Genomic DNA, 26008 nt, shown 5'->3' with positions numbered 1-26008 from the left:
CGGCTGGACGACCGCGCCCCGGCCGGGGAATGGCGGATTCGCCGGCAATGCGCCGAGGAGAGGGATTCCTGACCCGGTGACGATCGCACGGTCATAGGAATGTGCGGCGGATTGTTCCTGGAATGACGGGCTTTTCGAACCTGATGTCGCACAGATTTTCGTCAACGCCGCGTGACGCGAGGGCAGCCGCCGCACATGTCCTGCGGATCCGCGGTGTAGACGAGGCAGCAACTGGCCCGGGATCGCTCCGGGCCCGGGGCGCCGCCCGACCCGGGCGCCGGGGGCGCGAAGCCGGCGCCCGGAGTGAAGGGGGCCGGTGCGGGGGCGGGTCGGCCGTCCGCGCCGGGCGTGTGCGCGGGGTCGAGGGGCTCGCCGGGCGCCAGCAGCGTGGACAGTTCGGCGCGCGCCCGCTCCTGCTCCCCGAGCAGCCCGCCCGCGTAGCAGAGCCCCTCCACCACCGCGTCGGTGGCCATCGCCCACAGCACCCGGGGTCCGCGCCGCGCCTCCGGGCCGAAGGCGGTGAGCACCGGGGCCAGGAAGGCGCCCAGCGCGGACCGCAGCGCGGCGGCCAGCGCCGGCTCGTCCGGCACCGCCCCGGCCTGGCCCGAGCCGGCCGCCGGATCCTCCGGCAGGCAGACGAACTCCGCCGGGCGGACGGTCAGTTCGACCGCGTCCGGGTGTCGGTGCAGCGCGACGTCCCCGAGTGCGAGCAGCGGGACGCGCCGCTCCAGGAACCAGGGCAGCGTGAACAGCAGCGAGACCGGCCAGACGAAGCGGTGCAGCCCGAAGCCGGCCGCGACGTCCGGGCGCAGCGGCCGCCCGTAGCGGGCGAGGCCCTGCCGGGCGTCGTGGGCGATCAGCTCGCGGACCGTCTCGGGGCGGGCGGCGAGGTCGGCGGCGGTCAGCCAGCCGTCGCCGTGCCGGGGCCGGGCGCAGCGCACCGTCAGGATGGGGGTGAGCCCGGACAGCCGGTGGTACGAGGGCGCGCCCGGGGTGGTGGGCGCGGGAGCGGGGACGGGGGTGCGCGCGCCGGTGGTGCGGGGGGCGCGCGGCGTGGGGCCGGGCCGGGTGCTCGCGGTCATGGGCGGCCCCATCGGGTCGACCGGGGCGCCCATGGTCCGCCCGGCGGTGCCCGGCGGCGGTGGCGCGCCGGACGCGGCCGGACCGGGGCATGGCGGTGCCCGGGGAACGGCAAGGCGACCTGGCCGGGGTACTGCTCCCCCCGGCCAGGTTAGCCTCACCTTAGCTGATTGTCCCCCCGGTCTCGCTCGCGATGCGTCCGTCCGTGAGAGCCCCCGGCGTGCGGCGGAGCCCCAGCTGGCGCGCGAGCCAGACCGGCACTCCGCCCAGGGCGGCCACCAGCCGGGCCGCCTCGGCCCGCAGCCGCGCCGCCTCGGGCGGCTCGGACACCTCGGCGAGCGCGGCGAGCGCCGGCGCCACCCCCACCGTGAAGCCGAGTTGCTCGCGCAGCCGTAGGGAGGCGTCGAAGCCCTCCCGGGCGTTCCCGCGGTCCCCGCGGGAGAGCGCCAGTGCGGCCAGGTGTCGCCAGGTGTACGAGCGCAGCAGTTCGTCCCCGCGCTCACCGGCGCCGTCGTGCGCCCGGCGGTAGGCGATCCAGGCGGCGCTGCGGTCGCGCAGCAGGTTCTCGGCGACCAGCCCGCGCCGGAAGTCCAGCAGCGGGCGGCCCGGGGCGTCCGGTGGCAGCAGGGCCGAGGTGCGGCCGAGCGCGGCCTGCGCCTCGTCCAGCCGGTCCCGCGGGCCGAGCACGCTCGCCACGTACGCGAGGAAGCCGCGGGCGCAGGCGGCGGCCGCGCGCTGTTCGGTGCCGGAGGCCAGCGCCTCCGCCAGGCGCAGCGCCTGCTCCGCCTGGGTCCAGTTCGCGGCGGTGAACAGGCACTGCTCGATGAGGAGTTCGGCCCGTCCCAGGGCCGTGGCCGGGTCGTGCTCGGCGGCCGGTCGCAGCAGTTCGGCGGCCTCCTGCCAGCACCCCCGGGACCTCAGCCGCCACACGGTGTCACCCGGCTCCTCCGCTGCCGCCCGCCCCCGCCCCTCCGGGCCGCTCGGGTCCCATCCGTGCTCCGACAACGCCACCTCCTTGTGTGCGCCATCCGGCAAGGGCGCGGACCCGCCCCTGAGGCCCTGCCGCCACGACCCGTGCGCATGGCGACGACAGGGCGAAAGGCCCGCGCTGTGGCCGCAATTCAACACGGGGGTGAGCTTGTGCACCAGATCACGAGCGAAGGTTGTTGCTTTTGGAGGAAAAATGATCTAGGGGTGCGCACGGGAGGAGACGCGGAGGAGACGCGGAGGAGGGGAAGGAGGAGGGGAAGAGGAGGGGGAAGGGGCCGCCCGCCGGGCGGCCCGGTGGGTCAGGAGGTCCAGCCGGTCTCCATCAGGGCCTCGGCGGCGCCGTTCGCGGGCTGCGGCACACCCGCCAGGTCCAGGCTGAACAGGGCGACCAGCAGCTGTTCGCCCCGCACGGTGGCCTGGTGCGAATAACCCGCGAGGGTGAACATCGCGGCGGCCATCTCCTCGGCGTGCAGGGTCTGCAGCCACAGGCACTCGACCGACTTCACGTCGGCGGGCTCGGTCCAGGTGTCCACCTGGGCGACCATCCGGCTGCCCAGCAGGGTGACCCCGTCGCGCTCCTGGGCCTCGGTCAGCTCCAGGTCGTCGAAGCCGAGCCACTCCAGGTAGCGGGCGGCGGTGAACACCGCGTCCTGCGAGGTGCGCACCGGGTGCGGGCGGAACGGCGTGCGGTGGCGGAACGGGCGGGAGCGGCCGGCCGCGGGCGGCGCGGGCGGGGCCGGGGTGGGCACGTTCACCGGGTGGGCCGGGTACGGGCGGGCGGCCTGCGGGCCGGGGGCGGCGAGCGGGGCGGCGGTGCCGGTGCCCAGCCGGGTGGCGCGGTCGACCGGTAGCCGGACGGTGGCGCCGCAGTTGCAGGTGAACTCGGGCTGCGGCCACTGGTCGGAGCGGCCGCAGTGCGGGCAGCGCATGCTCAGCCAGGAGTCCTCCCAGGAGCGGAAGCGCACCTGCACCGGCACCCCGCCGCGCAGCAGCGGCACCTTGAGCGAGGCCCCGCACGGGCAGGGCAGGGACGGCGGTTCGTAGAGGTGCTCGCGGCGGCAGGCGGGGCAGCGGATGGCCCGGGCGCCACCGCCCGGCCCCGGCCGCGTGGGGTCGTGTCCGGTGTAGTCGTCGGGCAGTCCGGCCATCGCGGGCTCCGTCCGTCGGTGTCGGGTGGGTGGGACGATTCCCATGCTCCCCGAAATGTCCGGCGCCGGACGCGGAATGGGGCAATCCTCAGGGACGGATCAGGGGCTCCTGCCCACCCGGGTAGGGGTGGAATCCTTCCGCGGGGGGATGCCCGGCGGGCCGGACCTGGACGTTCACCCAGCGGACCAGCGGGCCAGGTCGGCGGGGGTGTCGAGGTCGTCAGGGACGGCGACGTCGGCGCACTCGACCAGGACGAGCTCCGCCGCGTGCGCCGTCAGCAGGGCGCGGGCCCCGGCGTCGCCCCGGGCGCCCGCCGCCGCCTCGGCGAAGTGCCGGGCGCCGATCAGCACCGGGTGCCCGCGCCGCCCGTCGTAGGCCGCGGCGGCCAGGTCGGCGCCCGCCCGGTGGGCGGCCAGCAGCCGGGACACCGCGGCCGGGGTGACGCCCGGGGTGTCCACCAGCATCACCAGCGCCGCCGAGGCGTGCGGCGGCAGCGCGGCCAGGCCGGCCCGCAGCGAGGTGCCCATGCCCTGCTTCCAGTCCGGATTGCCGACCAGCCGGCAGCCCGGCAGGTGCGCGGTGGCCCGTACCCGGTCGCCCTGCGCGCCCAGCACCACGGTGACGTCCGCGCAGCCGCCGGCCCGGACCACCGCCGCCGCGTGCTCCACCAGCGGCCGGCCCCCGTACCGCAGCAGTGCCTTGGGGCGCCCGCCGAGGCGGCTCCCGCCCCCGGCGGCGAGGATCAGGGCGGCGACCGGGCCCGGCCCGGCGGGTGTCGGTGGTGTCTGCACGGGGTCAGGTGGTGTCTGCACGGGGCCAGCCTGCCCGGTCCGGGCCGGGGCGTGCGCGGCGGGGGCCGGCGAGGGGCGCCGCGTTCGCCGGCCGGACGCCCTCGCGGGGGAGGGGGTGTGAGCGGGTGTGAGCTTCGACATGCTCGGGGCCGCCGCGTGGCGTCGGCTTGACCTGCTCTCGGGGCGGCTGATCTGCTGGTTCGCCGTCAACCCGCCCCTGACCCCGGGAGTTCTCCGTGCCCGCCCGCCGCTCCACGCTGTCCGCCGCCACCGTGTTCCTGATATGCGCGCTCGCGCTGGTCGGCTGGTTGATCGGCGGCCGCGACCACAAGTCGACCGGCCCCAAGGCCGACGGCGGCACCGCCGCCCCCGCCGCCGGGGCCACCGGCACCAGCCCGCTGCAGAACCCGGACGGCACCAAGCCCGGCCTGGCGCCGCTGACCACCCCCGAGGAGCAGAAGGCCGGCCGGGACGTCATAGCCAAGGTCGCCACCGCCGCCGTCGGAACCAAGGACGGCTACGACCGCAACGAGTTCGGCCCCGCCTGGACGGACAACGTCGACGGCGTCCCGTTCGGCGGCAACAAGTGCGACACCCGCAACGACCTGCTCGCCCGCGACGGCACCGGCGTCGAGCACAAGGACGGCTCGGACTGCACCGTCACCGCGATGACCATCTGGGACCCGTACACCGGCAAGAGCGTCCAGTGGACCAAGCAGCAGGCCTCCAAGATCCAGATCGACCACGTGATGCCGCTGTCCTACGACTGGCAGATGGGTGCCAGCAAGTGGGACAAGGCCAAGCGCGTCCAGATCGCCAACGACCCGCTCAACCTGATCCCCGCCGACGGCTCGCAGAACGCCTCCAAGGGCGACTCCGGCCCGGCCACCTGGCTGCCCGCCAACACCGAGATCCGCTGCTCCTACGCGGTGCGCTTCGCCCAGGTCTCGCTGAAGTACCAGCTGCCCGTCTCCGAGGCCGACAAGAAGGCCATGCTCCAGCAGTGCGGCGGCTGACGAAACGTTAATCCCGTGCAGCCGGGGGCGGGTGCGGTGTGCGCGCGGCGCGTGCCGGGTGGTACTTGTGGGCGGTGGCCCCGATGATCCCCCGGCTCCCCCGCCCGCCCGGGCGCACCCTGCCCGCCCTCGCCGCCGCACTCGCCCTCGCGCTGTCGAGCGGCTGCACGGGCGCCGCCCCCGGCCCGCCCGCCCGGCCGCCGCTGGCCGAGCGGGTCGCCGCCACCGCCGCGCCCGCCCTGCGCGCGCTCTACGACCAGCGGATCGACTGGCGGCACTGCCCCGACGAGGACGGCGACGACCCGGACCGGGCCGCCGTGCGGTGCGCCACCCTCAAGGTCCCGCTGGACTACGCCGACCCGGGCGGGCCCACCGTCGACGTCGCCCTCGCCATGGTGCCCGCCGCCGACCGCGCGCACCGGCTCGGCGCCCTGCTGCTCAACCCCGGCGGCCCCGGCAACTCCGGCGTCGACATGGTCCGTTGGGGATGGAAGGGCTACCAGGGGCCGCTGCACGACCGGTACGACCTGGTCGGCTTCGACCCGCGCGGCGCCGGGGACACCACCCCGGTCCACTGCCTGGACGACCGCACCCGCGACCAGTGGGACGCCACCGACGACCCGGCCTACGACCACGGCCGGATCCTCGCCGAGGCCTGCCGCGCCCGGCACGCCGACCTGCTCCCGCACCTCGGCACCCGCGACACCGCCCGCGACCTCGACGTCCTGCGCGGCGCCCTCGGCGAACGCCGGCTGGACTTCCTCGGCTTCTCCTACGGCACCCACCTCGGCGCCGTCTACGCGGAGCAGTTCCCCGACCGCACCGGCCGGCTCGTCCTCGACGGCGCCGTCGACCACGGCGCCTCCGCCGCGCGGCTCGGCACCGAACAGGCCGCCGCCGCCGAGGCCGGGCTCCGGGCCTTCGCCGCCGCCTGCGCCACCGACGACGGAGCGGCCTGCCCACTCGGCGCCGACCCCGCCGCCGCCCCGCAGCGCCTCGCCCGCTTCCTCGACGGACTGCGCGACCACCCGCTGCGCGCCGCCGACGGCCGCGCGCTCACCGCCGCGCTCGGCTGGGACGCCGCCCTGGACGTGCTCTCCGACGGCCGCCGCTCCTGGCCCCGGCTGCGCGAGGCCCTCGCACCGGCCGTCACCCGGGGCGAGGCCGAGGGTCTGCTCGCCCTCGCCGACGGCGCCGACCGCCGCGACGAGGACGGCCGCTACCGGACCCCGGCCGACGCCTACGCCGCCATCTCCTGCGCGGACGGCCCGCCCCCGCCCACCGACGCGGAACTGCGCCCGGCCCTCGCCGAACTCGCCGCCCGCGCCCCGCTGGTCAGCGGCCACGACCCGGTGGGCACCCTGCTCGACCCGGACTGCCGCCCCTGGCCGTTCCACAGCCCCGAGCCGCCGCGGCCGATCCGGGCGGCGGGCAGCGCCCCGATCCTGGTGATCGGCTCCACCGGCGACCCGGTCACCCCGTACGTCTGGGCGCAGCGGCTCGCCGCCGGGCTGGAGCGCGGGGTGCTGCTCACCCGGGACGGCGACGGGCACACCGGGTACGACAAGAGCGGCTGCGTCCGGGACGCGGTGGCCTCCTACCTGGTGGACGGCCGGCTGCCGGCGTCCGGGACGCACTGCCCGTCGGACTGAGGAACCGGGGACGGGAGAGGGGGTGTGCCGCGCGAACGCGGCACGCCCCCTCGGGGGTTCGGGCTCAGGAGGTGGGAGCCGTCAGGTCGTAGAAGGTGGTGGAGCCGATGGTCTTCGCCGTGTAGTGCGCCGTCACCCAGGACTCGATCCGGGCGGACTCGCTCTGCTGCCCGCCTTCGTCGCCGCCCGCGCCGCCGCCGAAGCCGCGGTGGGAGCCGCCCGTGCCGATGAACCAGTGCACCTTCCCCTCCTCGACGTACTTCCGGAAGCCGGCCAGGGTCAGCGAGGGGTCGGTGCCGTTGAAGCCGCCGAGGGCCATCACCGGTTCACCGGTGGCGAGTTGGTAGCCGGCCGCGGTCTGCGAGCCGATCGTGGCGGCCGCCCAGGTGTAGTGGTCGGCGTTCTCCTCGATCATGGCGGCGACCTCGCCGGTCACCTTGGGGCCGTCGAGCAGCCCGCCCATGCCGCCGGGCGGCGGGCCGCCGGCCGAGCCGCCGGTGAGGCCGCCCGGGGCCTCGGGGGTCGGCAGGCCGGGGACCATGCCGGTGCCGGTGCCGCCGGTGCCGCCGGTGCCGCGCTCGTGGCGGCCGTTGGCGTGCTCGGAGCCCGCACCGCCGCCGTCGAAGCCCTGGGCGCCGTTGAAGCCCTGCCCACCGTTGAAGCCCTGCCCGCCGGTGAAGCCCTGGGCACCCGGGAAGCCCGGCAGGCCGCCCTGGCCGTTCTGACCACCGTGGCCGTTCTGACCACCTTGGCCGAACCAGCGCCCGTTGCCGCCACCGGGGAAGCCCTTCGCGCCGTTGCCGCCCCTGCGCCCCGTGCCGCCGGGCCCGGACGCGCCGTCCACGCCCGGCCCCGCGGTCACGATCGAGCCGGTGTGCGGGGTGTTCACCGTGTCCACCGCGTACGCCGCCGGTCCGCCGAGCGCCGCCGCCACGCCCACCAGGCCCGCCACCGAGGCGATCCGCGCGCCGGTCCGGCCGCGGGCCCGTCCGGCCACCTGCCCGGCGACCAGCGCGGCCGCCGCCACCAGACCGCCGACCAGCACCGCCCAGCGCAGCCACGGCAGGAAGCCCGGGCTGCGGCCGAGCAGCACGAACGCCCAGACCGCCGTCACCGCGAGCGTCCCGGCCAGCACCAGCGCCCAGGGCAGCCGGTGCCGGGCCCGCCACAGCCCGTCCACGCCCATGCCGACCAGCGCCGCGACCGCCGGGGCCAGCGCCACCGTGTAGTACTGGTGGAAGATCCCGGACATGAAGCTGAAGACCAGCATGGTGGACAGCAGCCAGCCGCCCCAGACCAGGAAGGCCGCGCGGGCGGTGTCGGTGCGGGCGTGGCGGCGGGTCGCCCAGAGGCCGACGGCCAGCAGGATCAGCGCGGCCGGCAGCAGCCAGGCGATCTGCCCGCCGATGTCCGTGCCGAACATCCGGGTCAGCCCGGTCTCGCCCCAGCCGCGGCCGCCGCCGTGCGCCGTGGCGCCGCCCGGCAGGTCCAGCCCGGCCGGCATCCGGCCGCCGCCGCCCACGCTGCCGCGCTCGTTGCCGTCGACCCGGCCGAGGCCGTTGTAGCCGAAGGTGAGCGAGAGGAAGCTGTTGTCCTGCGAGCCGCCGATGTACGGGCGGGCCGAGGCGGGCATCAGCTCGACGATCGCCACCCACCAGCCGCCCGAGACCAGCAGCGCCGCGCCCGCGAGCAGGCTCTGGCGCACCCGCCGCCAGAACCCGGTGGGCGCCGCCACCAGGTGGATCACCGCGAAGGCGGGCAGCACCAGGAAGGCCGCCAGGGTCTTGGTGAGGAAGGCGAGGCCGAACATCACCCCGGTGAAGACCAGCCACCGGGTGCCCGCCGCCTCGACCGCCCGCACCAGCCCGTACGCCGCCAGCGTCAGCAGCAGCACCAGCAGCGCGTCCGGGTTGTTGAAGCGGAACATCAGCGCCGCGACCGGGGTGAGCGCCAGCGCGGCGCCCGCCAGCAGGCCGCCCAGCGGGGAGAAGCGGCGGCGCACCGTCGCGTACAGCACGCCGACGGTGGCCGCGCCCATCACCGCCTGCGGGGCGAGGACCGACCAGGAGGAGAGGCCGAAGACCCGCGCCGACAGCGCCATCGGCCACAGCGCGGCCGGGGGCTTGTCGACGGTGATGAAGTTCGCCGCGTCCGAGGAGCCGAAGAAGAAGGCCTTCCAGCTCTGGGAGCCGGCCTGCACGGCGGCCGAGTAGAAGGAGTTGGCCCAGCCGGAGGCGCTCAGGCCCCACAGGTAGAGGACGGCGGTCGCGGCCAGCAGCGCGAGCAGCGCCGGGCGCACCCAGCGCGGGTCGTCCGCGCGCCCGCGCCAGGCGCGGGCGGGGAGGGTGCGCAGCCGGCCGGACCAGGAGGCCGGGCCCTTGGGGCCGGCCGGCGGCAGGGGCTGCTCGGGGAAGAGCGGTGCCGGGCCCGGCCGGACCGGGGCCGGCACCTCCGGCGGCGGGTGGTTCGCGGCCTCGGGCCACGGTTCGCCGGCCGGAGGGGAGTAGCTGCTCGTGATCATGCGCGATACGGTGCGTGGCGCGGCTGAGAGAACCGTGAGACGGGGCTGTGAGACGCGTGTGATCCGGAACGTCAGGCGGACGGCGGCATGGTGAGGTGCTTGCCCAGCCACTCCAGGGCCGGGGGGATCTCCCGGGTCCAGGTGTGGAAGTTGTGGCCGGCGGTGTCCAGGGTGATGGTGGACATCTTGGTGGGGGCCTTGAAGGCGGCGACCATGGCCTTGGTCTCGTCGTAGTTGTTCTCGTCGTACGCGGTGGTCAGCAGCAGCGAGACGGGGGCCGCGGGCTGGTTCTTCAGCCACCACAGCAGGTCGTTCTCCTGCTTCAGCTGGGCGCTGCCGCCGAACAGGTCGCCGGTGGTCGGGTCGTGGGCGGCGCTGTAGTAGCCGGAGAGAGCGACCGCCGCGCGGTAGGAGTCGGGCTTGCGCAGCGCGAACTTGAGCGCGCAGTAGCCGCCGGTGGAGTTGCCGATCACGGCCCGGTTGGCCGGGTCGGTGCCGATCCGGTAGGTGGTGGCGAGGGCCTTGGGCAGGTCGGAGGTGAAGAAGGTCTCCACCTGGGGGCCGTTCGGCACGTCCACGCACTCGGTGTCCCGGTCGCCGACCAGGGTGGGGCGGGTCATCACCAGGACGGTCGGCGGCAGCTTCTTCCGCTCTATCGCGTCCAGCGTCGACGCCGGGTACTGCATCAGCGAGATCAGCTTCTCCGGGGTGCCCGGGTAGCCGGTGAGCACCAGGGCCATCGGGAAGCGCTGCTTGGCGTAGTCCGGCTGGAAGTACTGCGGCGGCAGGTAGACGTACGCCTCGGTGGTCAGCCCGCTGCCGGCCCCCCGGACGTCGACCTTCTGGATCTGGCCGGAGCGCTCCGGGTCCGAGCCCTGCGCGGAGTAGAACTTCTGCTCACCGGTGACGGCCACCCCGGAGGCGTTGGGCTGGTGGTCGACCACCGTGCCGAGCCCGCCGCTGGTGCCCAGCAGGTCCGTCCAGGAGCTGTAGAAGCCGAAGTAGCTGTTGGCGATCAGACCCATCGCGGCCAGCACCGACACCTGGGTGGCCAGGAACGCGCCGATCCGGCCCAGCCACGCCTTCCAGCCCTTCCCGCCGAACCGCGGCCACAGCCACATGGTGGCGGCGAAGACGGCTATCGCGAGGAGGGAGGTGATGATCTGGAGCGGGAGTCCGGTGAGACTGAGCACGGCCCCGATCGTAGTTGACCTCCGTGGACGGTCCTGGGGGCGGTCCCTTCCGGTGGCCGTCCGAATCGGGTTGACCGGGGTGGTTCGTGCTCGACAGCATGTCGCCCGACGCGTACGGGGAGTGCGCCGGGATGACGGTGGGGTGGGGTCGTGGAGTTCAGGGGTAGGGCGGTCATGGCGGTCGGCGGGGTGCTGCTGCTGGCGGCGTGTTCCGGTGGGGGTGGCGAAGGGGCGGCGGCGCCGAGCGCCTCGGCGGCGGTGGTGCCGAGCGCTTCGGCGACGCCGTTCGGCACGACGCTCGCCCAGTCCCTGGAGCCGGTCGCTGCCGGGCTGGCGAAGGTGGCCGCGGCGACGACGATGAAGGAGGTCGAGACCGCGCTCGCCGTCACCGAGTCCAACGCCGACCGCGCCGTCCGGAACCTGAAGGCCGCCGCCGCACCGGACGGGGCCGACGCGGCGCGTACCGAGCTGGTGGCGGGCCTGGACAGGCTCTCCTCCGAGGCGCTGACGATCCGCACCGACCTCAACCTCAAGAGGTACTGCACGGTCGGCGTCATCCGGGCGCAGCTCGGCGGCGGCCAGGGGGTGGTGGCGATCCCCGCCGCGCTCGCCAAGCTGGCGACGGCCGGCCAGCAGGCCGCCTTCACCGTCCCGCCGCTGCCCAAGCCGCAGCCGACGCCGCGTGTGCTGGAGAACGGCACCCTGGTCCGTGACGGCGGGAGCAACGGCAAGGGCACCTTGGAGGTCAGGAACAACAGCGCCACGGACGTGGTCTTCACGATCGGGGTGGACGGCACGTCGGTGGCCTCGGTGTACGCGGCCAAGGGGAAGGAGGCCGTCATCGAGGGCGTCAAGGCGGGCTCGTACGACTTCTACTACCTCGCCGGGGAGGACTGGGATTCCGACGAGAAGCAGTTCTGGCAGAACTGTCGTTCCGTCAAGTTCTCCGAGAAGTACGACTTCAAGCCGGCCGGGACGACCTGGACGATGACCCTCGGCGCGAAGGAGGGCGAGGGTACCCCCGCCAAGACCGAGTCGGGGAGCGTGGCCACCGCCCCGCAGCCATAACCCCGGCCCGTAACGGGCATACCGGGACGGGTCGTTGCCGTCGGGTGGCACAACAGGCCATGGAGGGTGGCGAGTTCGGTCACAATCCTTGACCCCTTGAAGTGGCCATGGCACTTTCGTGCGGCGCGGGCGTCGGCGACCAGTCGTACACCCCGCGATCCCCCACAAGGAGAGCCATGTTCAAGAGGATTGTCGCGGTGGCCGGTACGAGCGCCGTCGTCGCGGGCGGGCTGGCCTTCGCGGCCGCCCCCGCGCACGCCGTTCAGGCGGCCGACCTGACCTCCACCATCGCCCTGAGCAACTGCTCGGCCTCGCTGGTCCGTTACCCCACCTCGGTGGCCGGCGACCGCGCGCTGATGCTCACCAACGGGCACTGCCTGCCGACCATGCCCTCGGCCGGCCAGGTGATCCAGAACGCCACCGCCAGCCGTAGCGGCACCCTGCTCGACGGCGCGGGCAACAGCCTGGGCACCGTCCAGGCCGACAAGGTGCTCTATGCGACGATGACCGGCACCGACGTCGCGCTCTACCAACTCACCGACACCTACGGGTCGATCACCTCCAAGTACGGCGCCACCGCGCTGACCATCAGCGACACGCACCCGACCGACGGCGCGTCGATGTACATACCCTCGTCGTACTGGAAGCAGGTCTGGAACTGCTCCGTGAACGGCTTCGTGCCGACCCTGCGCGAGGACGAGTGGACCTGGCACGACTCGCTGCGCTACAGCTCCGGCTGCAACACCACCCACGGCACCTCCGGTTCGCCGATCGTCGACTCCGCCAGCGGGCGGATCATCGGCATCAACAACACCGGCAACGACGACGGCGCCATGTGCACCCTCAACAACCCGTGCGAGGTGGCCGCCGACGGCACCACCAAGGCCTACAAGGGCCAGAGCTACGGCGAGGAGACGTACTGGTTCACCACCTGCCTGAACTCCTCCACCCGGGCCATCGACCTCAACACGGCCGGCTGCCTGCTCACCAAGCCGGCCGGCAGCGGCGCCGTCACCGTCACCAACCCGGGCAACCAGTCCACCGCCGTGGGCGGTTCGGTCAACCTCCAGATCAGCGCCTCCGGCGGCACCGCCCCGCTGTCCTACGCCGCGACCGGTCTGCCCGCCGGGCTGTCCATCAACTCCTCCACCGGTGTCATCTCCGGTACCGTCTCCGCCGCCGGCAGCTCCACCGTGACCGTCACCGTGACGGACGCGGCGGGCAAGTCGGCCTCCACCAGCTTCACCTGGGCCGTCTCGACCGGTGGCGGTGGCTGCACCCCGGCGCAGCTGCTGGGCAACGAGGGCTTCGAGACCGGTACGGCCACCCCGTGGACGGCGTCCAGCGGCGTGGTGGACAGCAGCACCTCCCAGGCGGCCCACAGCGGTTCCTGGAAGGCGTGGCTGAACGGCTACGGCTCCACCCACTCGGACTCGCTGTCGCAGACGGTGACCATCCCGGCGGGCTGCAAGGCGACGCTGAGCTTCTGGTTGCACATCGACACCGCCGAGTCGGGCAGCACCGCGTACGACAAGCTGACCGTGTCGGTCAACGGCACCACGCTGAAGACCTACTCCAACGTGGACGCCGCGGCGGGCTACCAGCAGCGCACCTTCGACCTGTCGTCCTACGCGGGCCAGTCGGTCACGGTGAAGTTCGCCGGGACCGAGGACGCCTCGCTCCAGACCAGCTTCGTGATCGACGACACCTCCGTCCAGACCGGCTGAGCCGGGACCGGCTCCTGACGGGCCGGTGAACCAGGACAGGTGAGGGGCCCGGTGGCTACGGCTGCCGGGCCCTTGTCGTGACGGCCTCCCTATCCTGGTCGGATGATCAAGCCCATCGAGCTGGTGATATTCGACTGTGACGGCGTCCTGGTGGACAGCGAGGTGATCGCCGTCCGGGTGCTGGTGCGGCTGGGCCGGGAGTACGGCTGGCCGCTGACCGAGACGGAGGCGATCGAGCGTTTCGTCGGTCGGTCGGAGCCGGCCAACAACGCGCTGGTCGCCGAGCGGCTCGGGGCGGAGGTGGCGGCCGTGTGGGGCAGGCGCTTCCACGAACTGCACGCCGAGGCGGTCGACGCCGGGCTGACCCCCGTGGACGGCCTGCCGGAGGCGCTGGCCGCGATCACCCTGCCCACCTGCGTGGCCTCCAGCGGCACCCACGAGAAGATGCGCCACACCCTGGGCCGGACCGGCCTCCACGACCACTTCGCCGGGCGGATCTTCAGTGCCACCGAGGTCGGGCGCGGCAAGCCCGCGCCCGACCTCTTCCTGCACGCCGCGCGCTCGATGGGCGTCGACCCGGCCGCCTGCGTGGTGGTCGAGGACAGCCGGCCCGGTGTGGAGGCCGCCCGCGCCGCCGGGATGCGCGCGCTCGGCTACGCGGGCGGCGTCACGGCCGCGGAGCGGCTGGCCGGGCCGGGCACCGTGGTCTTCGACGACATGCGGGAGCTGCCCGGACTGATTGCCGCGGGCGCCCTCGCCGCGGGCTAGGCGCAATTCGGTTGCCGGGCCCGTCCGGCGGTGGCAGGGTCGGGCCCCATGGCCTCCTCCTCCCGCAAGCTGCACCCCGACGAGCTGGACATCGACGAGTCGTTGGTGCGCCGGATGGTCGCCGAGCACTTCCCGCAGTGGGCCGGCCTGTCGGTCGAGCCGGTGATGCCGACCGGGACCAGCAACGCGATGTACCGGCTGGGTACCGAGCTGGTGGTGCGCATCCCGAGGATCCCCGGGGTGGTCGAGGAGATCGCCAAGGAGGACCGCTGGTTGCGGCACCTGGCCCCGCGGCTGCCCGTCCCGGTGCCGGTCCCACTGGCCGTGGGCGGGGCGGTCGACGGCTGCCCCTGGCCCTGGTCGGTGCTGCGCTGGCTCGACGGCACCACCCCCGTCACCGGGCGGATCGCCGAACCCGGGCTGCTGGCCCGGGACTTGGCCGGCTTCGTGACCGCCATCCGCCGGATCGACCCGGCCGACGGGCCCGCCGCCCACCGCAGCGAGTCGCTGGCGGAGCGCGACGCCTGGACCAGGAAGGCGATCGCGGCCGTGCCGGACCTGGTCGACGCCGCCGCCGCGACCGCCGCCTGGGAGCACGCCCTGGAGGCCCCCGCGCCAACCGGCCCCCCGGTCTGGCTCCACGGCGACCTCCAGCCCGGCAACCTGCTGGTGGGCCCGGACGGCCGGCTCGCCGCCGTCATCGACTTCGGCTGCGCGGGCCTCGGCGAACCGGCCGTCGACCTGATCCCCGCCTGGTACGTCCTGCCCGCCGCCGCCCGCCCCGCCTTCCGCGCGGCCGCGGCCCCCGACGACGCGGCCTGGGACCGCGCCCGCGGCTGGGCCCTGTCCATCGCCCTGATGGAGGTGTCCTACTACCGGGACAGCGACCCGCGGATGACCTCCATCGCCCGCCACGTGATCGCCGAGGTGCTGGCCGAGCACGCGTAGCGGGCCGGGCCGCTCCCTGCCGGGCGGCAGGCCTGGCGGGGAGCGGCCGGCGGCTTGTTACCAGTACCAGAGCGCGCCGGACTGGCCCTTGTACTCCCACTGCTGGGCGTTGGCCCCGTTCGCGCCGGAGGAACTGGTGATCTCCAGGACCTTGCCGCTGTGGTTCCGGATCACCGACCGGTTCGACCGGACCCCTTCCACCCACCACTTCGCGCCGTCCTGGCCGTTGCACGACCACTGCTGGGCCTCGGCGCCGTTCGAGGTGGAGGAGCTCTGGATCTCCAGGCACTTGCCGCTGTTGGCGTTCACGAGGTTCCAGTAGCCGTTGCCCGCGGACTGCCACCGCCACTTCGAGCCGGCCTGGCCCTTGCAGTCCCACTGCTGGGCCCGGGCACCGTTCGCGGTGGAGGAGCTGGTGATCTCCAGGCACTTGCCGTTGTCGTTCTTGATCTCGATCGTGGCCGAGAGGCCGGCGTGCGAGTCGGCGAAGGCCTGGCCGCCGCCGAGGCCGGTCAGGGTGAGCGCCAGGGCGGCGACGCCGACGGCGGCGGCGGAGCGCCGGGTCCTGCGGAGTCCGTTGCTGGACATGGATGGTCCCCCTTCGAGGGTGTCGGTGTTGGTCGCGTCCGCCACTCGATCCCCCGTGTCGGACGCACCATCAGCTTGCCGATCCCATCCGGCTGTTGTCGTTAGCATGCGGTCCACTGCCGCTTGGTTCAGAGTCCACCGCCGGCCGTCACGGCGCCGTGGCGGTAGTCGCGGGGCGGCAGGCCGTACGCGCCGCGGAAGGCGCGGGTGAAGTCCGCGGCGCGGGGGAACCCGCAGCGGGCCGCGATGACGTGGACGGGCGTGGCGGCCAGGGCCGGGTCGCCGAGGTCGCGGCGGGCCCGTTCGAGGCGCTGGTGGCGGATCCAGGCGGCGACGGTCTCCTCCTCGCCCTCGAAGAGGCGGTGCAGGTAGCTGACCGAGATGTGGTGCGCGGCGGCGACCGCGCCGGGGTCGAGGTCCGGTTCGTGCAGGTGGGCCCGGATGAAGGCCCGGATGCGCTGGATCAGGGCCCGGCGCCGGCTCTCCGGCGGTACGGCGTCCTCGGCGTCGAGGTGGTGGGCGAGCAGCGCCGACACCAGGTCGAGGGCGACGGTGCCCAGCCGGGGTGCGTCGCCGGCCCGGTAGGCGCCGGGGTCGGCGGCGATGCCGGCGAGCAGTTGGACGAGCAGGGCGCCCATGCCCGCGTTCCCGGGCATCCGGCGGGCGATCAGCGTGCCGGTCCGGTCCGGTGGGAGCGGCAGTGCCTGCCGGGGGACGGTCAGCCACGCCCCGCGGATCCGCTGCCGCGGGTCCTCGGTGCTCACGCGCAGGAAGGTGGGACGGGTGCTGTCGTGCAGCACCAGCTCCTGCGGGTGCCACTCGCCGCGGCCGTCGTCCCGTGCGGCGGGCCCGGTGAACGGGAGCGAGAGGAGGTAGAACTCCGGGTCGGAGGAGCGGATCAGGCGCGACGGCCGGCGGATGGTGCTCGACGGGGTCTCCATGCCCCAGAGCCGCAGCTCACCGAGCGTCAGGATGCGCAACTCGGCCCGGAAGTCTGCGGCGTGTTCGGTGCTGGCCTCGAACGGCGCGCTCATCCCGGAGAGTTGGTTCCGCCAGTACTCGAAGCGGTCGGACGGTTCCACGTCCTCGGTCCGGTACACCGACTCGGTCAGCATGCTCGCCCTCCCCTGGCTGGCCTTCCTCGTCCCAGCATTTTCACACCGCTGACGGATCCGGGCCGGGGAGGAGGGGATCAGCCGACGAGGCCGCCCTCGGGCGGGGCTCCGCGCCGGACGGCTTCGGCCGGAAGCGGTGCTCTCTTCGGGCGGCCCGGTCGAGAACGGCCGGGCCGCCCGAAGAGAGCAGGCCGGAACAGCGGCAACAGCTGCGCCCCACCCGCCCGCCCCTTCCAGGAACCGCAAGAGCAACGGCGGCCTGGCCAAGCTTGGCCAGGCCGCCGAAACCACCGCCGAGCAGCACCCCCGTCGCCGCTTCGGGATAGGAAGTCGGTGGGGCCGACTTCCTGCGCTTATGGGCGGGTTGCGCGGGTGCGGCAGTGGGTGAGGGCGTACTGGATGCGGCGGTCGGAGGGGAGGGTGGTGGCGAGGAGTTCGCCGGCGGTGACGAGGGTGGTCCAGTAGAGGGCGGGGTTTCCGGTGCGGGGGAGGGGGTGGGCGGCGGCGAGGGAGAGGTAGGCGGCGGTGAGGTTGCCGGTGGTGAACCAGCGGTTGAGGCCGTGGCGGTGGCCGGGGCGGATGCCGCCCATGGCATCGACGGCGGTCAGGAAGTGTTCGACGACGGCGAGTTCGGTGTCGGTGAGGGACTTGGGGACGTCGAAGACGCCGAGGGCTTCGAGGAGTTCGCCGGTGTCGCTCGCGGAGTCGGGGAGGGGGTCGGCGAGTAGGGCGTCGTAGCAGTCGGCGAGGCGGCGGGTGGTCTCGGCCTGGGGGATGGAGAGGGCGAGGCAGACGGCTCGGGCGACGGGCAGGGGTCGGTGGCCGAGGCGGGCGAGGAGGGCGTAGGTGGCGGCGGGGGTGGTGCCACGGGAGAGGGTGTGCCGGGCGAGGGTGGCGAGGTGCATAGGGAATCGGGCTTTCAGATGGTGGTGGGGGCGACAAGAGCCCAGGCGAACTTGCCGACGCCGCACGGGCGGGAGGCACAGCCCCAGCGCTCGGCGAGCTCGTTCACGAGGTAGAGGCCGCGCCCGTGCTCGTCGTCAGGCGCGGCGGTACGGACCGACGGGTGGCCGCTGCCGGCGTCGTGCACCTCCAGCCGCAGGCGGGAGCCAGTGAGGGCGAAGCGGACCTCGATGTGTTGGTCGGCGGGGGCGTCGGAGTGCTGGACGGCATTGGCGAAGAGCTCGCCGAGGAGCAGTTCGGCGGTATCGCGATAGCGGTCGCCGGAAGGCAGCCCGGAGAGGTAGGCCCGGAGCAAGTAGCGGGCCAGCGGCGTGGATTCGGTCCGCGAGTCGAGGCGCGCGACGAACATGCGAGGACGACGGGACGTGAGCATGAGGGTACCTCGAAGGGGCGGGGCGGGAGCATGTCAAGGAAGTACGACGTACGCCAGACCTGCCGCCGATCGGGGTCTGATCACCTGACCGGGGGCGGGGCGTGCTGCAAGCGGAGAGAGAGCCGTCTCCGAACTCACGAGGCCCGGCGGGCCCGGGGGGCGGCGGTCGGGGCGAACTCTGCCCAGCCGGCCGCTGCGGCGGCCAGGGCGTTCCGCCGTAGGCGATCCTCGGCGGATCTGCGCGGCCCGGGCGGCGTCTGGGCAGGGCACGAAGGGCGGGGTGCGGCGGCCATCGCGGGCTCCAAGGGATGCGGCAGTGCAGTGGCGTTGGTGAGCCCGGACCTGACCGGGCTCAGACCCCGAGGCTTCGCCTCTCGGGGGTGCTGAACTCCACGATGCCGCTGATGGAAGTCCTTGAATTTCACCAGAAGTGAAAGGTCGTCAGATGCCCGTTCGGGTGATCCAGGTTGACAGTCGCAGACTCCGGCGGCTAGCGGAGCGTGACAGTGCGGTCACCGTCTCGCGGGCGAGCGGGTGCCGGGATACCTGGTCGGGTGCGACCGCGTACGCGGCGTCGAGCTGGTCGAGTGCAGCCTCCGGCCTGGCCATCCATCGGTAGGCGCGGGCCAGGTCGATGTGGTGATGCCCGATCCTGGTTGGCGCCCATCCGGTGGGGAACCGCAGCCCCTTCGCGGCGGCCACCGCCCGGTCGTGCTCGCCGGCCTCCACCAAAGTCATCACCCGGTGCACCTGCACGTTGGTGGGCCCGAAGTGCAGCGACAGGTCCGGCCGCTCGCCGGTCTGGGCGGCTACTTTTTCAGCCTCGTCCAGGTGGTGCTGCATCAGGTCCTTCTGTCGGGCGCGGGCGGCGACCACGGCCGAGCCGAGGTGCAGCTGCCCGGTGGTGACCAGTGCGCTTGGAGTCTTGATGTCGGTACCCTCCAGGTGTCCGCGGCCGGATTCCTGGAGGCGCCGGCAGGCCGCGAGGTCGCCAACGCGCAGGTAAGCGGTGACCCGCAGGTACTCGCGGGCGGCCCGCAACGCGGGCGCCTGGTCCCCGGCCCGCTCCGCAGCCCAGTCCATCCGGGCCAGCGCGGTCGCGGACAAGTCGCTCAGCCCGATGGCGATCCCGACCGAGTGCCCGCACCGGTAGGCCTCCGCCAGCAGACCCCATGCCTGCCGCTGCTGATCACCGGTGAACTCGTGCGCGGCCGTGTGCAGCTCGACCAGGAGGCCTGGCAGCATCGCCACCATCGGCCTGTACTTTGCGGCCTGGGCCAGCGCGTTCGCCTGCCGCACCGCCGCCCGGAGCGCAGGTAGGGCACGAGGCCGAACGGCCTCCTGTGGAGGCAGGTCGTACAGGTCGAGGGTCGTACGGATCGGCCCCATCAATGGGACCAGCGGATCATCTGTCACCCCGTCAATGTGCGAGACCGGCTGAAGGTCGCCTGGATCGACTCCCAAGGCCCTGGCCACCGCTGCCACGAACTCTGGCGTCGCCGGCTTGTGCCCGGCCACCACCTTCGTGAGCAGGCTGTACGAGACGTGAGCACGATCAGCAAGTTGCCGATGGCTCAGGCCTCTCACATCTTCGTAGGCGGCGATGCGCTGGCCGGTGCTGATTCCGTCCGGAGGTGCCACGCTGGCCCCATCTCGTGAATGCCTTGAACCTGTATGCGGGACCGTACCCCTGAACTCGCCCGGTCACAGATCATTCGGGCAAACAATGTTGACGCTGGTCGGCCCCGGCGGTAGGCCGAGACGCCCCGTCGGACGGCGCGGTGATCACAGGTATGACGCCACCGGGACCAACCCGCCACCGGCTCCAGTTCGGGCGAGCAGTTCTTCGGGCGGCCCGGCCGAGAACGGCCGGGCCGCCCGATCTCAAGGGGAAGGGCCGTCCTCACCTTCGACCTCGCCGAGGTGCGGCTCGCCCAAGGCGACTTCGAAGCCGCGTGTGTCACGGCACACTCCGCCCTCGACCTGGCGCGGGCCAGCATCATCCAACCGATCGTCCTGCGCGCCCGAGCGCTTCAGGTGTCCCTGTCACCCTGGTCGGCCGAGAGGCCTGTACGGGAGCTTGCCGCGCGCGTGAGAGAGTCGGGAACGCAACTGGTGCGCGTGTGAGGGAGGAACTGCTCGTGGAGTGGGAGGTGTTCGGGCGTCGGCAGGTCTACGGGAGCCCGTGGGTCGAGGTCTGGCTCGATGACGTCGACATCCCCGGTGTCGGCCGGATCGACCACCACGTCGTCCGCTATCCCCGCTCCTCGACCACCGCCGTCGTCACCAACGAGGCCGGCGAGTTCCTGCTCCTCTACCGGCACCGGTTCATCACCGGCCGCTGGGGCTGGGAGGTGCCGGCCGGTTGGGCCGAGCCCGGCGAGGAGCCGGCCGCAGCCATCGTCCGCGAGGTCGAGGAGGAGACCGGCTGGCGTCCCGGCCAGGTCGAGCTGTTGACCGAGTACGACGCCATGTCCGGTATCGGCGACGCCCACTTCCACGTCTACCACGTCACCGGCTGCACCCGGATCGGCGAGCCCGAGGACGTGTCCGAGGCGACCCGCGTGGAGTGGGTACCCGAAAGCGAGGTCGTGAGGCTTCTGACGAACGGCGAGGTCGCTGACGGTCCGTCGCACGCCGCCCTGTCCTATTTCCTCGGCCCGCATCGACTCGCTCGGTGCTCCTGACCGCCTCGCCACACGTCAGCCGACGCCCCACGGCGGGCGGCCGGGACGCCCTGTTCACAGGTACGACGCCACCGGGACCAACTCGCCACCGGATCCAGTTCGGACGAGCAGTTCCACTCCGCCCGAACCTCGCCGGTCTTCTGGTAGCGGGCCAGGGCTTCGGTGTCGAGCGTGCCGTCGGCGTCGGTGAACCAGACTTCCGGCAGCGGGCCGTACTCCTCCTCGTACGCGCCCATCCAGGAGATGAGACCGCTGCCAGTGCTCTCGACGTGGGCCGGCGGCCGGCCGGGGGTAGCCTCGTTCCGTTCGTGGCCGACCGCCGGGCCTCAGCCCTGTACCAGCAGATTTCGGCGCTTGACGGTGCCGCCTGACAAAGGATCAACGCATGTCGTCTGACGGGCAATTCTTTCGCGAAGCGTGGATCGCCGGTGTGTCGAAGCACTACCCGGGCGAGCCGAAGGCAGGCTATGTCGCCCCGTGGGTCGACACCCCCGAGTGGGAGCGCGAGTGCGCCGCCGCCGTGTTCGGCCAAGTCCGTGACTTCATTCTGGTGAGCGGCGGCAACACGTCCAAGCTCACCCGGGAGCAGAAGGGCCGCTTCGTCGCGACGTGTTGGATCGCTCAGATCCACAAGCACATCGAGAATCCGAAGCCGGGCTACGTCGCCGACTGGGTCGATCTGCCGTCGTGGCAGCAGGAGACCGATGCGGACGTCTTCGAGGCGATCGAACGCGCCCATTCCTGAGTGCTGTGCTCGGCGTGGGAAGTCGGTGGGGCCGACTTCCCACGCCGAAGGTGGGGGCGTACTTGGTGCGGCGGGCAGGGCTTTGCGCGCGAACCGTTCGCACTCTGTGTAGCTACTGTGCTACTTTCCGCATCATCAACCGAACATAGGAGACCCCGGCGGTGCGGGAACACCCCGGGGTCTGGCACCAGGAGAACAGCTCCAGATGCGGATTCATCGTAACGCGCACACGCGCGCGTTCACTATTCTTCCGAACGGCCTGTTGCAGGACCGTCGGCTCAGTTACACCGCCCGTGGCCTCCTCACCGACCTGCTCTCCCGTCCCGACGGGTGGCGGGAGGACGGGCGGCAGATGGCGGACAGCAGTCCGCAGGGGCGGGGCGCCGTCCGGCGGGCGCTCAAAGAACTGAAGGACGCCGGGTACTACCGGGTCGACACGGTCCGGAGGGCCGACGGCACCGTCCGCTCCGAGGCCCACGTCTACGACACCCCGCAGCCCGCACCGGCTGCCACCCGCCCGGCTTCCGGTGGGCGAGGGACCGGCGGCGCTGTCATCCCTCCCGTAAAGGACCCGGGGCAAGAACCCACCCTCCCGGATGAACGGACGCGGGCAGCCGTGGCCACCCTGTTCCGGGTGATCAGGCCCGAACCGCGCCTGCACCTCGGCGAGGCCGAGGCGCAGGCACTGGCGCCGCTCGTCGCGCAGTGGCTGGAACGGGGCTGCGGCGAGGCCGAGTTGGCCCAGGCCCTGATCCCCGGACTGCCACAGCCGATGCACTCCCCGGCGGCGATCCTCCGCGACCGGCTACAACGCAAGCTGCCGCCGGAATGCCCCGAAGCCCCACCCAGCCCATACGCCGAGTGCGGTCGCTGCCACGATCCGGTGCCCCGGCCCGGCATCTGTCGCGCCTGCGCGGGCCTCGGCACGAGGGCCGTTGCCGTCGGCACCGGCGCGCCCGCCACCCCCGGCGGCGTCGCCCGGGCCCGGGCGGCCCTGCGTGGCCGGCCCCGACAACCCGCCGCCGCGAACTCCTAACTGGCGAAGCCGCCCTCGGGGTGGATGATCTCCAGGTTGGTGCCGTCCGGGTCGTTGAAGTAGGCGACCTGGGTGCCGAGGGCGGCGTTCGGGGTGACCTCGCCCTCGATGAAGGTGTAGTCGTCGCCGAGGAATTCGTAGCCGGCGTCCTTCATCCGCTGGTGGACGGCGTCGAAGTCGTCGACCCGCAGGCACAGGTGCATCGAGCCGGGCCGGTTGGCGACGCCGTTGGTCCGCTCGCCGACCGGATCCTGGAACTGGATGAGGTCGATGCCGAGGCTGTTGTCCAGGTTGATCGTGGCGTAGCGCAGCTTCGCGACGGGCAGGCCCTGCGACTTCCCGAACGGCACGCTGTGCATCGTTCCCTTGGCGACGGGCTCCCGTCCGGTGAGGGCCGTGTAGAAGGCGATCGACGCGTCCAGGTCCGAGACCGAGATGCCGACGTGGGCGGCGCGGGTGATGCCCATCGGGGTGGCGGAAACGGCCATGGTCGTCCCTCCCGGGGTGCCGGAGAACAGGTCCGCTCACCATTCTCCCGACCTCCGTCGATCGCGCACGTCGGGACGCGGTGCGGGACGCAGTGCGGGCCGTGGTGCGGGCCGTGGTGCGGGCCACGGTGCGGCGCCGGCGGAGCTCAGGAGCCGTCGCGGGGCACCCGGTGCTGCGACTCCCGGGTGAACACCTCTGATCCGCCCTCCAGGGCCAGTAGTTGGACGATGCTGATGAAGTGCCCGGCGTCGCAGCGCAGTTGGGTGCGGGTCTGGACGGTGACGTCCCATCCGATGTCGGGGTGCGGGGTCCTCGCCCGACGGCCCTTCCCTGTCCGGCGATCCCTCCCCGTCCGGAGGCCGCCTCGCGTAAAGGCCGCCTCCGGACCCGTCAGAGGCCGGCCAGGGCGGCGTCGACCGCCGCTTCGGCGTGCAGTCGGGTGGTGGGGAAGACGGGCACCGGGCTGTCCTCCGGCCGGATCAGCAGTTCGATCTCGGTGCAGCCGAGGACGATCCCTTCCGCGCCCCCGGCCACCAGTTCCCCGATCACTCGCCGGTACGCCGCCCGGGACTCCTCGCGGACCTGTCCGACGCACAGTTCCTCGTAGATCACCCGGTGGACCAGGGCGCGCGAGTCCGCCTGCGGCACCAGGACGTCCAGGCCGCCCGCCGCCAACCGGCCGCGGTAGAAGTCCTGTTCCATCGTGAAGGCCGTCCCGAGCAGCCCGACCCGTCGCAGGCCCGCCGCCCGGACGGCCGCCGCCGTGGTGTCGGCCAGGTGCAGCAGGGGGACGGAGACCGCCGCCGCGACCTGGTCGGCGACCTTGTGCATGGTGTTGGTGCAGATCAGCAGCAGGTCGGCGCCCGCCGCCTCCAGTGACCGGGCCGCGTCGGCGAGGAGCTCGCCGGCCTCCTCCCACCGGCCGGCCGCCTGTAGCCGCTCGATCTGCGCGAAGTCGACGGAGTAGAGCACGAGTCGGGCGGAGTGCAGTCCGCCGAGGCGCTCGCGGGTGAGCCGGTTCAGCAGGCGGTAGTACTCGGCGGTGGATTCCCAGCTCATGCCGCCGATCAGGCCGACGGTCTTCATGGTCTTCATGGGGGCCATTTATAAGCCAGAGTCCAAATATGAGGCAAGTGCATAAGAAAATCTTTGATCAACTCTCCCGGACCACCCGGTGCTGCCACTCCCGGGTGAACACCACCGAGCCCGCCTCCAGTGCTCGCAGTTGCACGACGCTGATGAAGTGTTCGGCGTCGCAGCGCAGTTGGGTGCGGGTCTGGACGGTGACGTCCCAGCCGATGTCGGGCCGCTCCAGCCGGACGGTGTGGTCGGTGCGGGCCTGGGCGCTGAGCGGGGCGCCGGTGAGCACGCGGTAGGCGGTGACGGTGTGCTCGTCGCGGACCAGGCCGTCGGGGTGGGTGCGGGTGCCGTCGCCGGCGGGGGAGAGCTCGGTGCGCCACTCGTGGCGGCCGATGTCGTGCACGGTGACGTGTTCGGGCCGGGCGGTGAGCGGCTCGGTGAGGTGGACGTCGAGGGGCTCGGGCAGCTCCGGGGGCTCGAAGGTGACGGGTGGGGCGCCGATGTCGGCGGCGAGGTGGCGCACCGGCAGGCTCAGGGTGGAGCGGGACGGGTCGACGCCGTACCCGGTGTCGTCGGCCGGGGGCCACACCCAGGGCCAGTAGACCGAGGAGAGGGCGAGGCGCAGCCGGTGCCCGGCGGGGAAGGTCCAGGCGCAGGCCGCGAGTTCGACCTCGGCGTCCGGCCCCTCGGCGGCCAGGACGCCCCGGGTGACCAGCTCGGAGGTGCCGTCCGGGTCGACGGCGCACAGCCGCACCGCGACCTGGGCGGGCACGCCGTCCTCGCGCAGCCGCAGCCGTACGGTGGGGGCGCCGAGCAGTTCGACCGGCTCGGGCAGCGGCTGGGAGTCGAAGCAGACCGAGCGGCCGTCCTCCTCGCGCTGGTCCGGCGGCCGGTCGGCGGGGCGGCCGTGCGGGACGTAGGCGCCGGCGTTGAGGCCGGTGTGCTGCGGGGAGCGGACCCGCACGTACCGGTCGTCGGAGGCGGTGCCGGCGGTGCGCAGCGGCCCGTCCAGGCCGTAGTGGATCTCGCGGACGTCGGGGGAGGGCCAGGCCTCGTCACCGGTCCAGCGGGTGCCGAGCCAGCTGCGCAGGGCGGGTTCCTTGAGGGCGCCGGTGTCGATGCCGCGCAGCCAGTGGTCCCACCAGCGCAGGGTGTCGGGCAGGGCGGGCTCGGGCAGGCCGTGCGGCCAGGGGCCGATCAGGGCGCGGGCGGTGGGGGACTCGGCGAGCAGCCGCAGCACGAAGGAGCAGGACGGGTCGCCCCAGCCGGTCACCGCGAGGGCGGGGACGGACACCGGGACGGTGGACTCGCCGGCTGCGAGCCAGTCCTCGACGGGCGGCCGCAGCGACTCCAGCCTGGCGAGCCAGGCGGCCCGCCAGGCGTCGCCGACGTGCCGCGGGTCCGGCGGCAGTGCGGCGTCGGCGATCAGCGCGGTGAGCCGGTTGTGGAGGTCGGCGGCGAGTACGGCTCCGCCGAGCCGGTGGCCGCCCTCGGGGCAGGCGGTGACGACGGCGCCGACGGTCTCGGGGGCCCGGGCGGCTAGGCGCAGGGCGGTGGTGCCGGCCGTGCCGACGCCGAGCAGGCCGAGCCGGCCGTTGCACCAGGGGCGGCGGGCGAGCCAGTCGACCACGGCGGTGCCGTCGGCCAGCTCCTGCGCGCCGCCGGGCTCGCCGGGGACGCCCTCGGAGTTGCCGTGCCCGCGGGTGTCGACCCGGACGGCGGCGTAGCCGTGGCCCGCGTACCAGGGGTGGCGGCGGGAGTCCTCGGCGGCGGTCCGGTCGGTGAGGCGGCCGCCGGAGTACTCCAGCAGTGCGGGGCCGGGTTCGCCGCCGACCGGCCGCCACAGCCGGGCGGCCAGTCGTGTGCCGTCGGGCAGCGGGACGCGCAGGTCCTCGCGGGTGGTGTGGAAGGGGTAGGACGGCATGGCCGCTCCCATCGGTCCCGGGCGTCGGCGTCGCGACGGTTCGGTACTTCGACAGTAGGGGAGGGCGCGGTTCTTGGCCTGATGAGAGGCGGTTCTCGGCCTGAT

At 73.6% G+C, this 26008-nt stretch carries 22 protein-coding genes and 2 pseudogenes; 10 read left to right on the top strand and 14 right to left on the bottom strand.

Annotation, left to right across the window (positions count from 1 at the left end; translation table 11 throughout):
* Nucleotides 1-161: 161 nt before the first annotated feature.
* From ACZ5OX_RS02430 to ACZ5OX_RS02415, 4 genes are all read right to left on the bottom strand, one after another.
* Nucleotides 162-1082, bottom strand: coding sequence for a (2Fe-2S)-binding protein (locus ACZ5OX_RS02430; protein WP_465628314.1), 921 nt, complete (start codon nt 1080-1082; stop codon nt 162-164).
* Between the two features lie 160 nt (nt 1083-1242).
* Nucleotides 1243-2085 (bottom strand): tetratricopeptide repeat protein, encoded by an 843-nt coding sequence (locus ACZ5OX_RS02425; RefSeq protein WP_449810033.1) that lies wholly within the window; start codon nt 2083-2085, stop codon nt 1243-1245.
* A gap of 284 nt (nt 2086-2369) precedes the next feature.
* A complete protein-coding gene (locus ACZ5OX_RS02420; protein WP_465628313.1) occupies nt 2370-3218 on the bottom strand; it encodes a hypothetical protein in 849 nt (282 codons plus the stop codon).
* A 174-nt stretch (nt 3219-3392) separates the two neighbouring features.
* On the bottom strand, nt 3393-4031 hold the full coding sequence (locus ACZ5OX_RS02415; RefSeq protein ID WP_465628312.1) for a nucleotidyltransferase family protein: 639 nt from the start codon (nt 4029-4031) through the stop codon (nt 3393-3395).
* A gap of 215 nt (nt 4032-4246) precedes the next feature.
* Here ACZ5OX_RS02415 and ACZ5OX_RS02410 point away from each other — a divergent pair, with 215 nt between their 5' ends.
* Together ACZ5OX_RS02410 and ACZ5OX_RS02405 are read left to right on the top strand one after the other, a co-directional pair.
* Complete coding sequence (locus ACZ5OX_RS02410) at nt 4247-5026, top strand: HNH endonuclease family protein (protein WP_449792839.1); 780 nt, start codon at nt 4247-4249, stop codon at nt 5024-5026.
* An 83-nt stretch (nt 5027-5109) separates the two neighbouring features.
* On the top strand, nt 5110-6678 hold the full coding sequence (locus ACZ5OX_RS02405; RefSeq protein ID WP_465628311.1) for an alpha/beta hydrolase: 1569 nt from the start codon (nt 5110-5112) through the stop codon (nt 6676-6678).
* Between the two features lie 64 nt (nt 6679-6742).
* On the opposite strand, the gene ACZ5OX_RS02400 is transcribed toward ACZ5OX_RS02405, so the two are convergent.
* Nucleotides 6743-9199: a glycosyltransferase family 39 protein gene (locus tag ACZ5OX_RS02400; RefSeq protein WP_465628310.1), complete on the bottom strand. Its 2457-nt coding sequence runs from the start codon at nt 9197-9199 to the stop codon at nt 6743-6745.
* Between the two features lie 71 nt (nt 9200-9270).
* Nucleotides 9271-10392, bottom strand: coding sequence for an alpha/beta hydrolase (locus tag ACZ5OX_RS02395; protein ID WP_465628309.1), 1122 nt, complete (start codon nt 10390-10392; stop codon nt 9271-9273).
* Between the two features lie 150 nt (nt 10393-10542).
* On the opposite strand from ACZ5OX_RS02395, the gene ACZ5OX_RS02390 reads away from it, so the two are divergent.
* The 5 genes and pseudogenes from ACZ5OX_RS02390 (at nt 10543) to ACZ5OX_RS02370 (ending at nt 14903) form a co-directional block, all read left to right on the top strand.
* The gene (locus tag ACZ5OX_RS02390) at nt 10543-11460 is read left to right on the top strand and encodes a hypothetical protein (protein ID WP_465628308.1); all 918 of its coding nucleotides are present in this window, start codon (nt 10543-10545) and stop codon (nt 11458-11460) included.
* 107 nt (nt 11461-11567) lie between these two features.
* Nucleotides 11568-12254 (top strand): annotated as a pseudogene (locus ACZ5OX_RS02385) (S1 family peptidase); the annotation flags it as partial.
* Nucleotides 12255-12461: 207 nt separating this feature from the next.
* Nucleotides 12462-13187: pseudogene (locus tag ACZ5OX_RS02380) on the top strand (Ig domain-containing protein); the annotation flags it as partial.
* Between the two features lie 102 nt (nt 13188-13289).
* Nucleotides 13290-13955, top strand: a complete 666-nt coding sequence (locus tag ACZ5OX_RS02375) for an HAD family hydrolase (protein ID WP_465628307.1) — start codon at nt 13290-13292, stop codon at nt 13953-13955.
* Between the two features lie 48 nt (nt 13956-14003).
* Nucleotides 14004-14903, top strand: coding sequence for an aminoglycoside phosphotransferase family protein (locus ACZ5OX_RS02370; protein WP_465628305.1), 900 nt, complete (start codon nt 14004-14006; stop codon nt 14901-14903).
* Between the two features lie 57 nt (nt 14904-14960).
* Here the strand turns inward: ACZ5OX_RS02370 and ACZ5OX_RS02365 are convergent, their stop codons facing one another.
* The 5 genes from ACZ5OX_RS02365 to ACZ5OX_RS02345 form a co-directional block, all read right to left on the bottom strand.
* On the bottom strand, nt 14961-15491 hold the full coding sequence (locus ACZ5OX_RS02365; protein WP_465628303.1) for an RICIN domain-containing protein: 531 nt from the start codon (nt 15489-15491) through the stop codon (nt 14961-14963).
* A gap of 128 nt (nt 15492-15619) precedes the next feature.
* Entirely contained in the window at nt 15620-16606 is a 987-nt protein-coding gene (locus tag ACZ5OX_RS02360) for an AraC-like ligand-binding domain-containing protein (RefSeq protein ID WP_465628301.1), read from the bottom strand.
* Nucleotides 16607-16959: 353 nt separating this feature from the next.
* Nucleotides 16960-17511, bottom strand: coding sequence for a hypothetical protein (locus ACZ5OX_RS02355; protein WP_465628299.1), 552 nt, complete (start codon nt 17509-17511; stop codon nt 16960-16962).
* A gap of 14 nt (nt 17512-17525) precedes the next feature.
* The gene (locus ACZ5OX_RS02350) at nt 17526-17918 is read right to left on the bottom strand and encodes an ATP-binding protein (RefSeq protein WP_465628297.1); all 393 of its coding nucleotides are present in this window, start codon (nt 17916-17918) and stop codon (nt 17526-17528) included.
* A gap of 465 nt (nt 17919-18383) precedes the next feature.
* The gene (locus tag ACZ5OX_RS02345) at nt 18384-19583 is read right to left on the bottom strand and encodes a helix-turn-helix domain-containing protein (protein ID WP_465628295.1); all 1200 of its coding nucleotides are present in this window, start codon (nt 19581-19583) and stop codon (nt 18384-18386) included.
* A gap of 482 nt (nt 19584-20065) precedes the next feature.
* Here ACZ5OX_RS02345 and ACZ5OX_RS02340 point away from each other — a divergent pair, with 482 nt between their 5' ends.
* The 3 genes from ACZ5OX_RS02340 to ACZ5OX_RS02330 all read left to right on the top strand — a co-directional run bounded on the left by ACZ5OX_RS02340 (nt 20066) and on the right by ACZ5OX_RS02330 (nt 22410).
* Nucleotides 20066-20629 carry an NUDIX hydrolase gene (locus ACZ5OX_RS02340; protein WP_465628293.1) on the top strand — a complete coding sequence of 188 codons (564 nt, stop codon included), beginning with the start codon at nt 20066-20068 and terminating at the stop codon, nt 20627-20629.
* A 385-nt stretch (nt 20630-21014) separates the two neighbouring features.
* Nucleotides 21015-21374, top strand: coding sequence for a hypothetical protein (locus ACZ5OX_RS02335; protein ID WP_465628291.1), 360 nt, complete (start codon nt 21015-21017; stop codon nt 21372-21374).
* A 205-nt stretch (nt 21375-21579) separates the two neighbouring features.
* Nucleotides 21580-22410, top strand: a complete 831-nt coding sequence (locus tag ACZ5OX_RS02330) for a hypothetical protein (RefSeq protein WP_465628289.1) — start codon at nt 21580-21582, stop codon at nt 22408-22410.
* Here the strand turns inward: ACZ5OX_RS02330 and ACZ5OX_RS02325 are convergent.
* From ACZ5OX_RS02325 to ACZ5OX_RS02315, 3 genes are all read right to left on the bottom strand, one after another.
* Nucleotides 22407-22898 carry a VOC family protein gene (locus ACZ5OX_RS02325; protein WP_465628287.1) on the bottom strand — a complete coding sequence of 164 codons (492 nt, stop codon included), beginning with the start codon at nt 22896-22898 and terminating at the stop codon, nt 22407-22409. The genes ACZ5OX_RS02330 and ACZ5OX_RS02325 overlap by 4 nt on opposite strands.
* Nucleotides 22899-23289: 391 nt before the next feature.
* On the bottom strand, nt 23290-23985 hold the full coding sequence (locus tag ACZ5OX_RS02320; protein ID WP_465628877.1) for an aspartate/glutamate racemase family protein: 696 nt from the start codon (nt 23983-23985) through the stop codon (nt 23290-23292).
* 67 nt (nt 23986-24052) lie between these two features.
* Complete coding sequence (locus ACZ5OX_RS02315; RefSeq protein ID WP_465628285.1) at nt 24053-25903, bottom strand: CocE/NonD family hydrolase; 1851 nt, start codon at nt 25901-25903, stop codon at nt 24053-24055.
* Between the last annotated feature and the right edge of the window lie 105 nt (nt 25904-26008).

The organism is Kitasatospora sp. NPDC032121, assembly GCF_055580145.1.
This window is presented reverse-complemented; position numbering and strand designations above follow the sequence as displayed.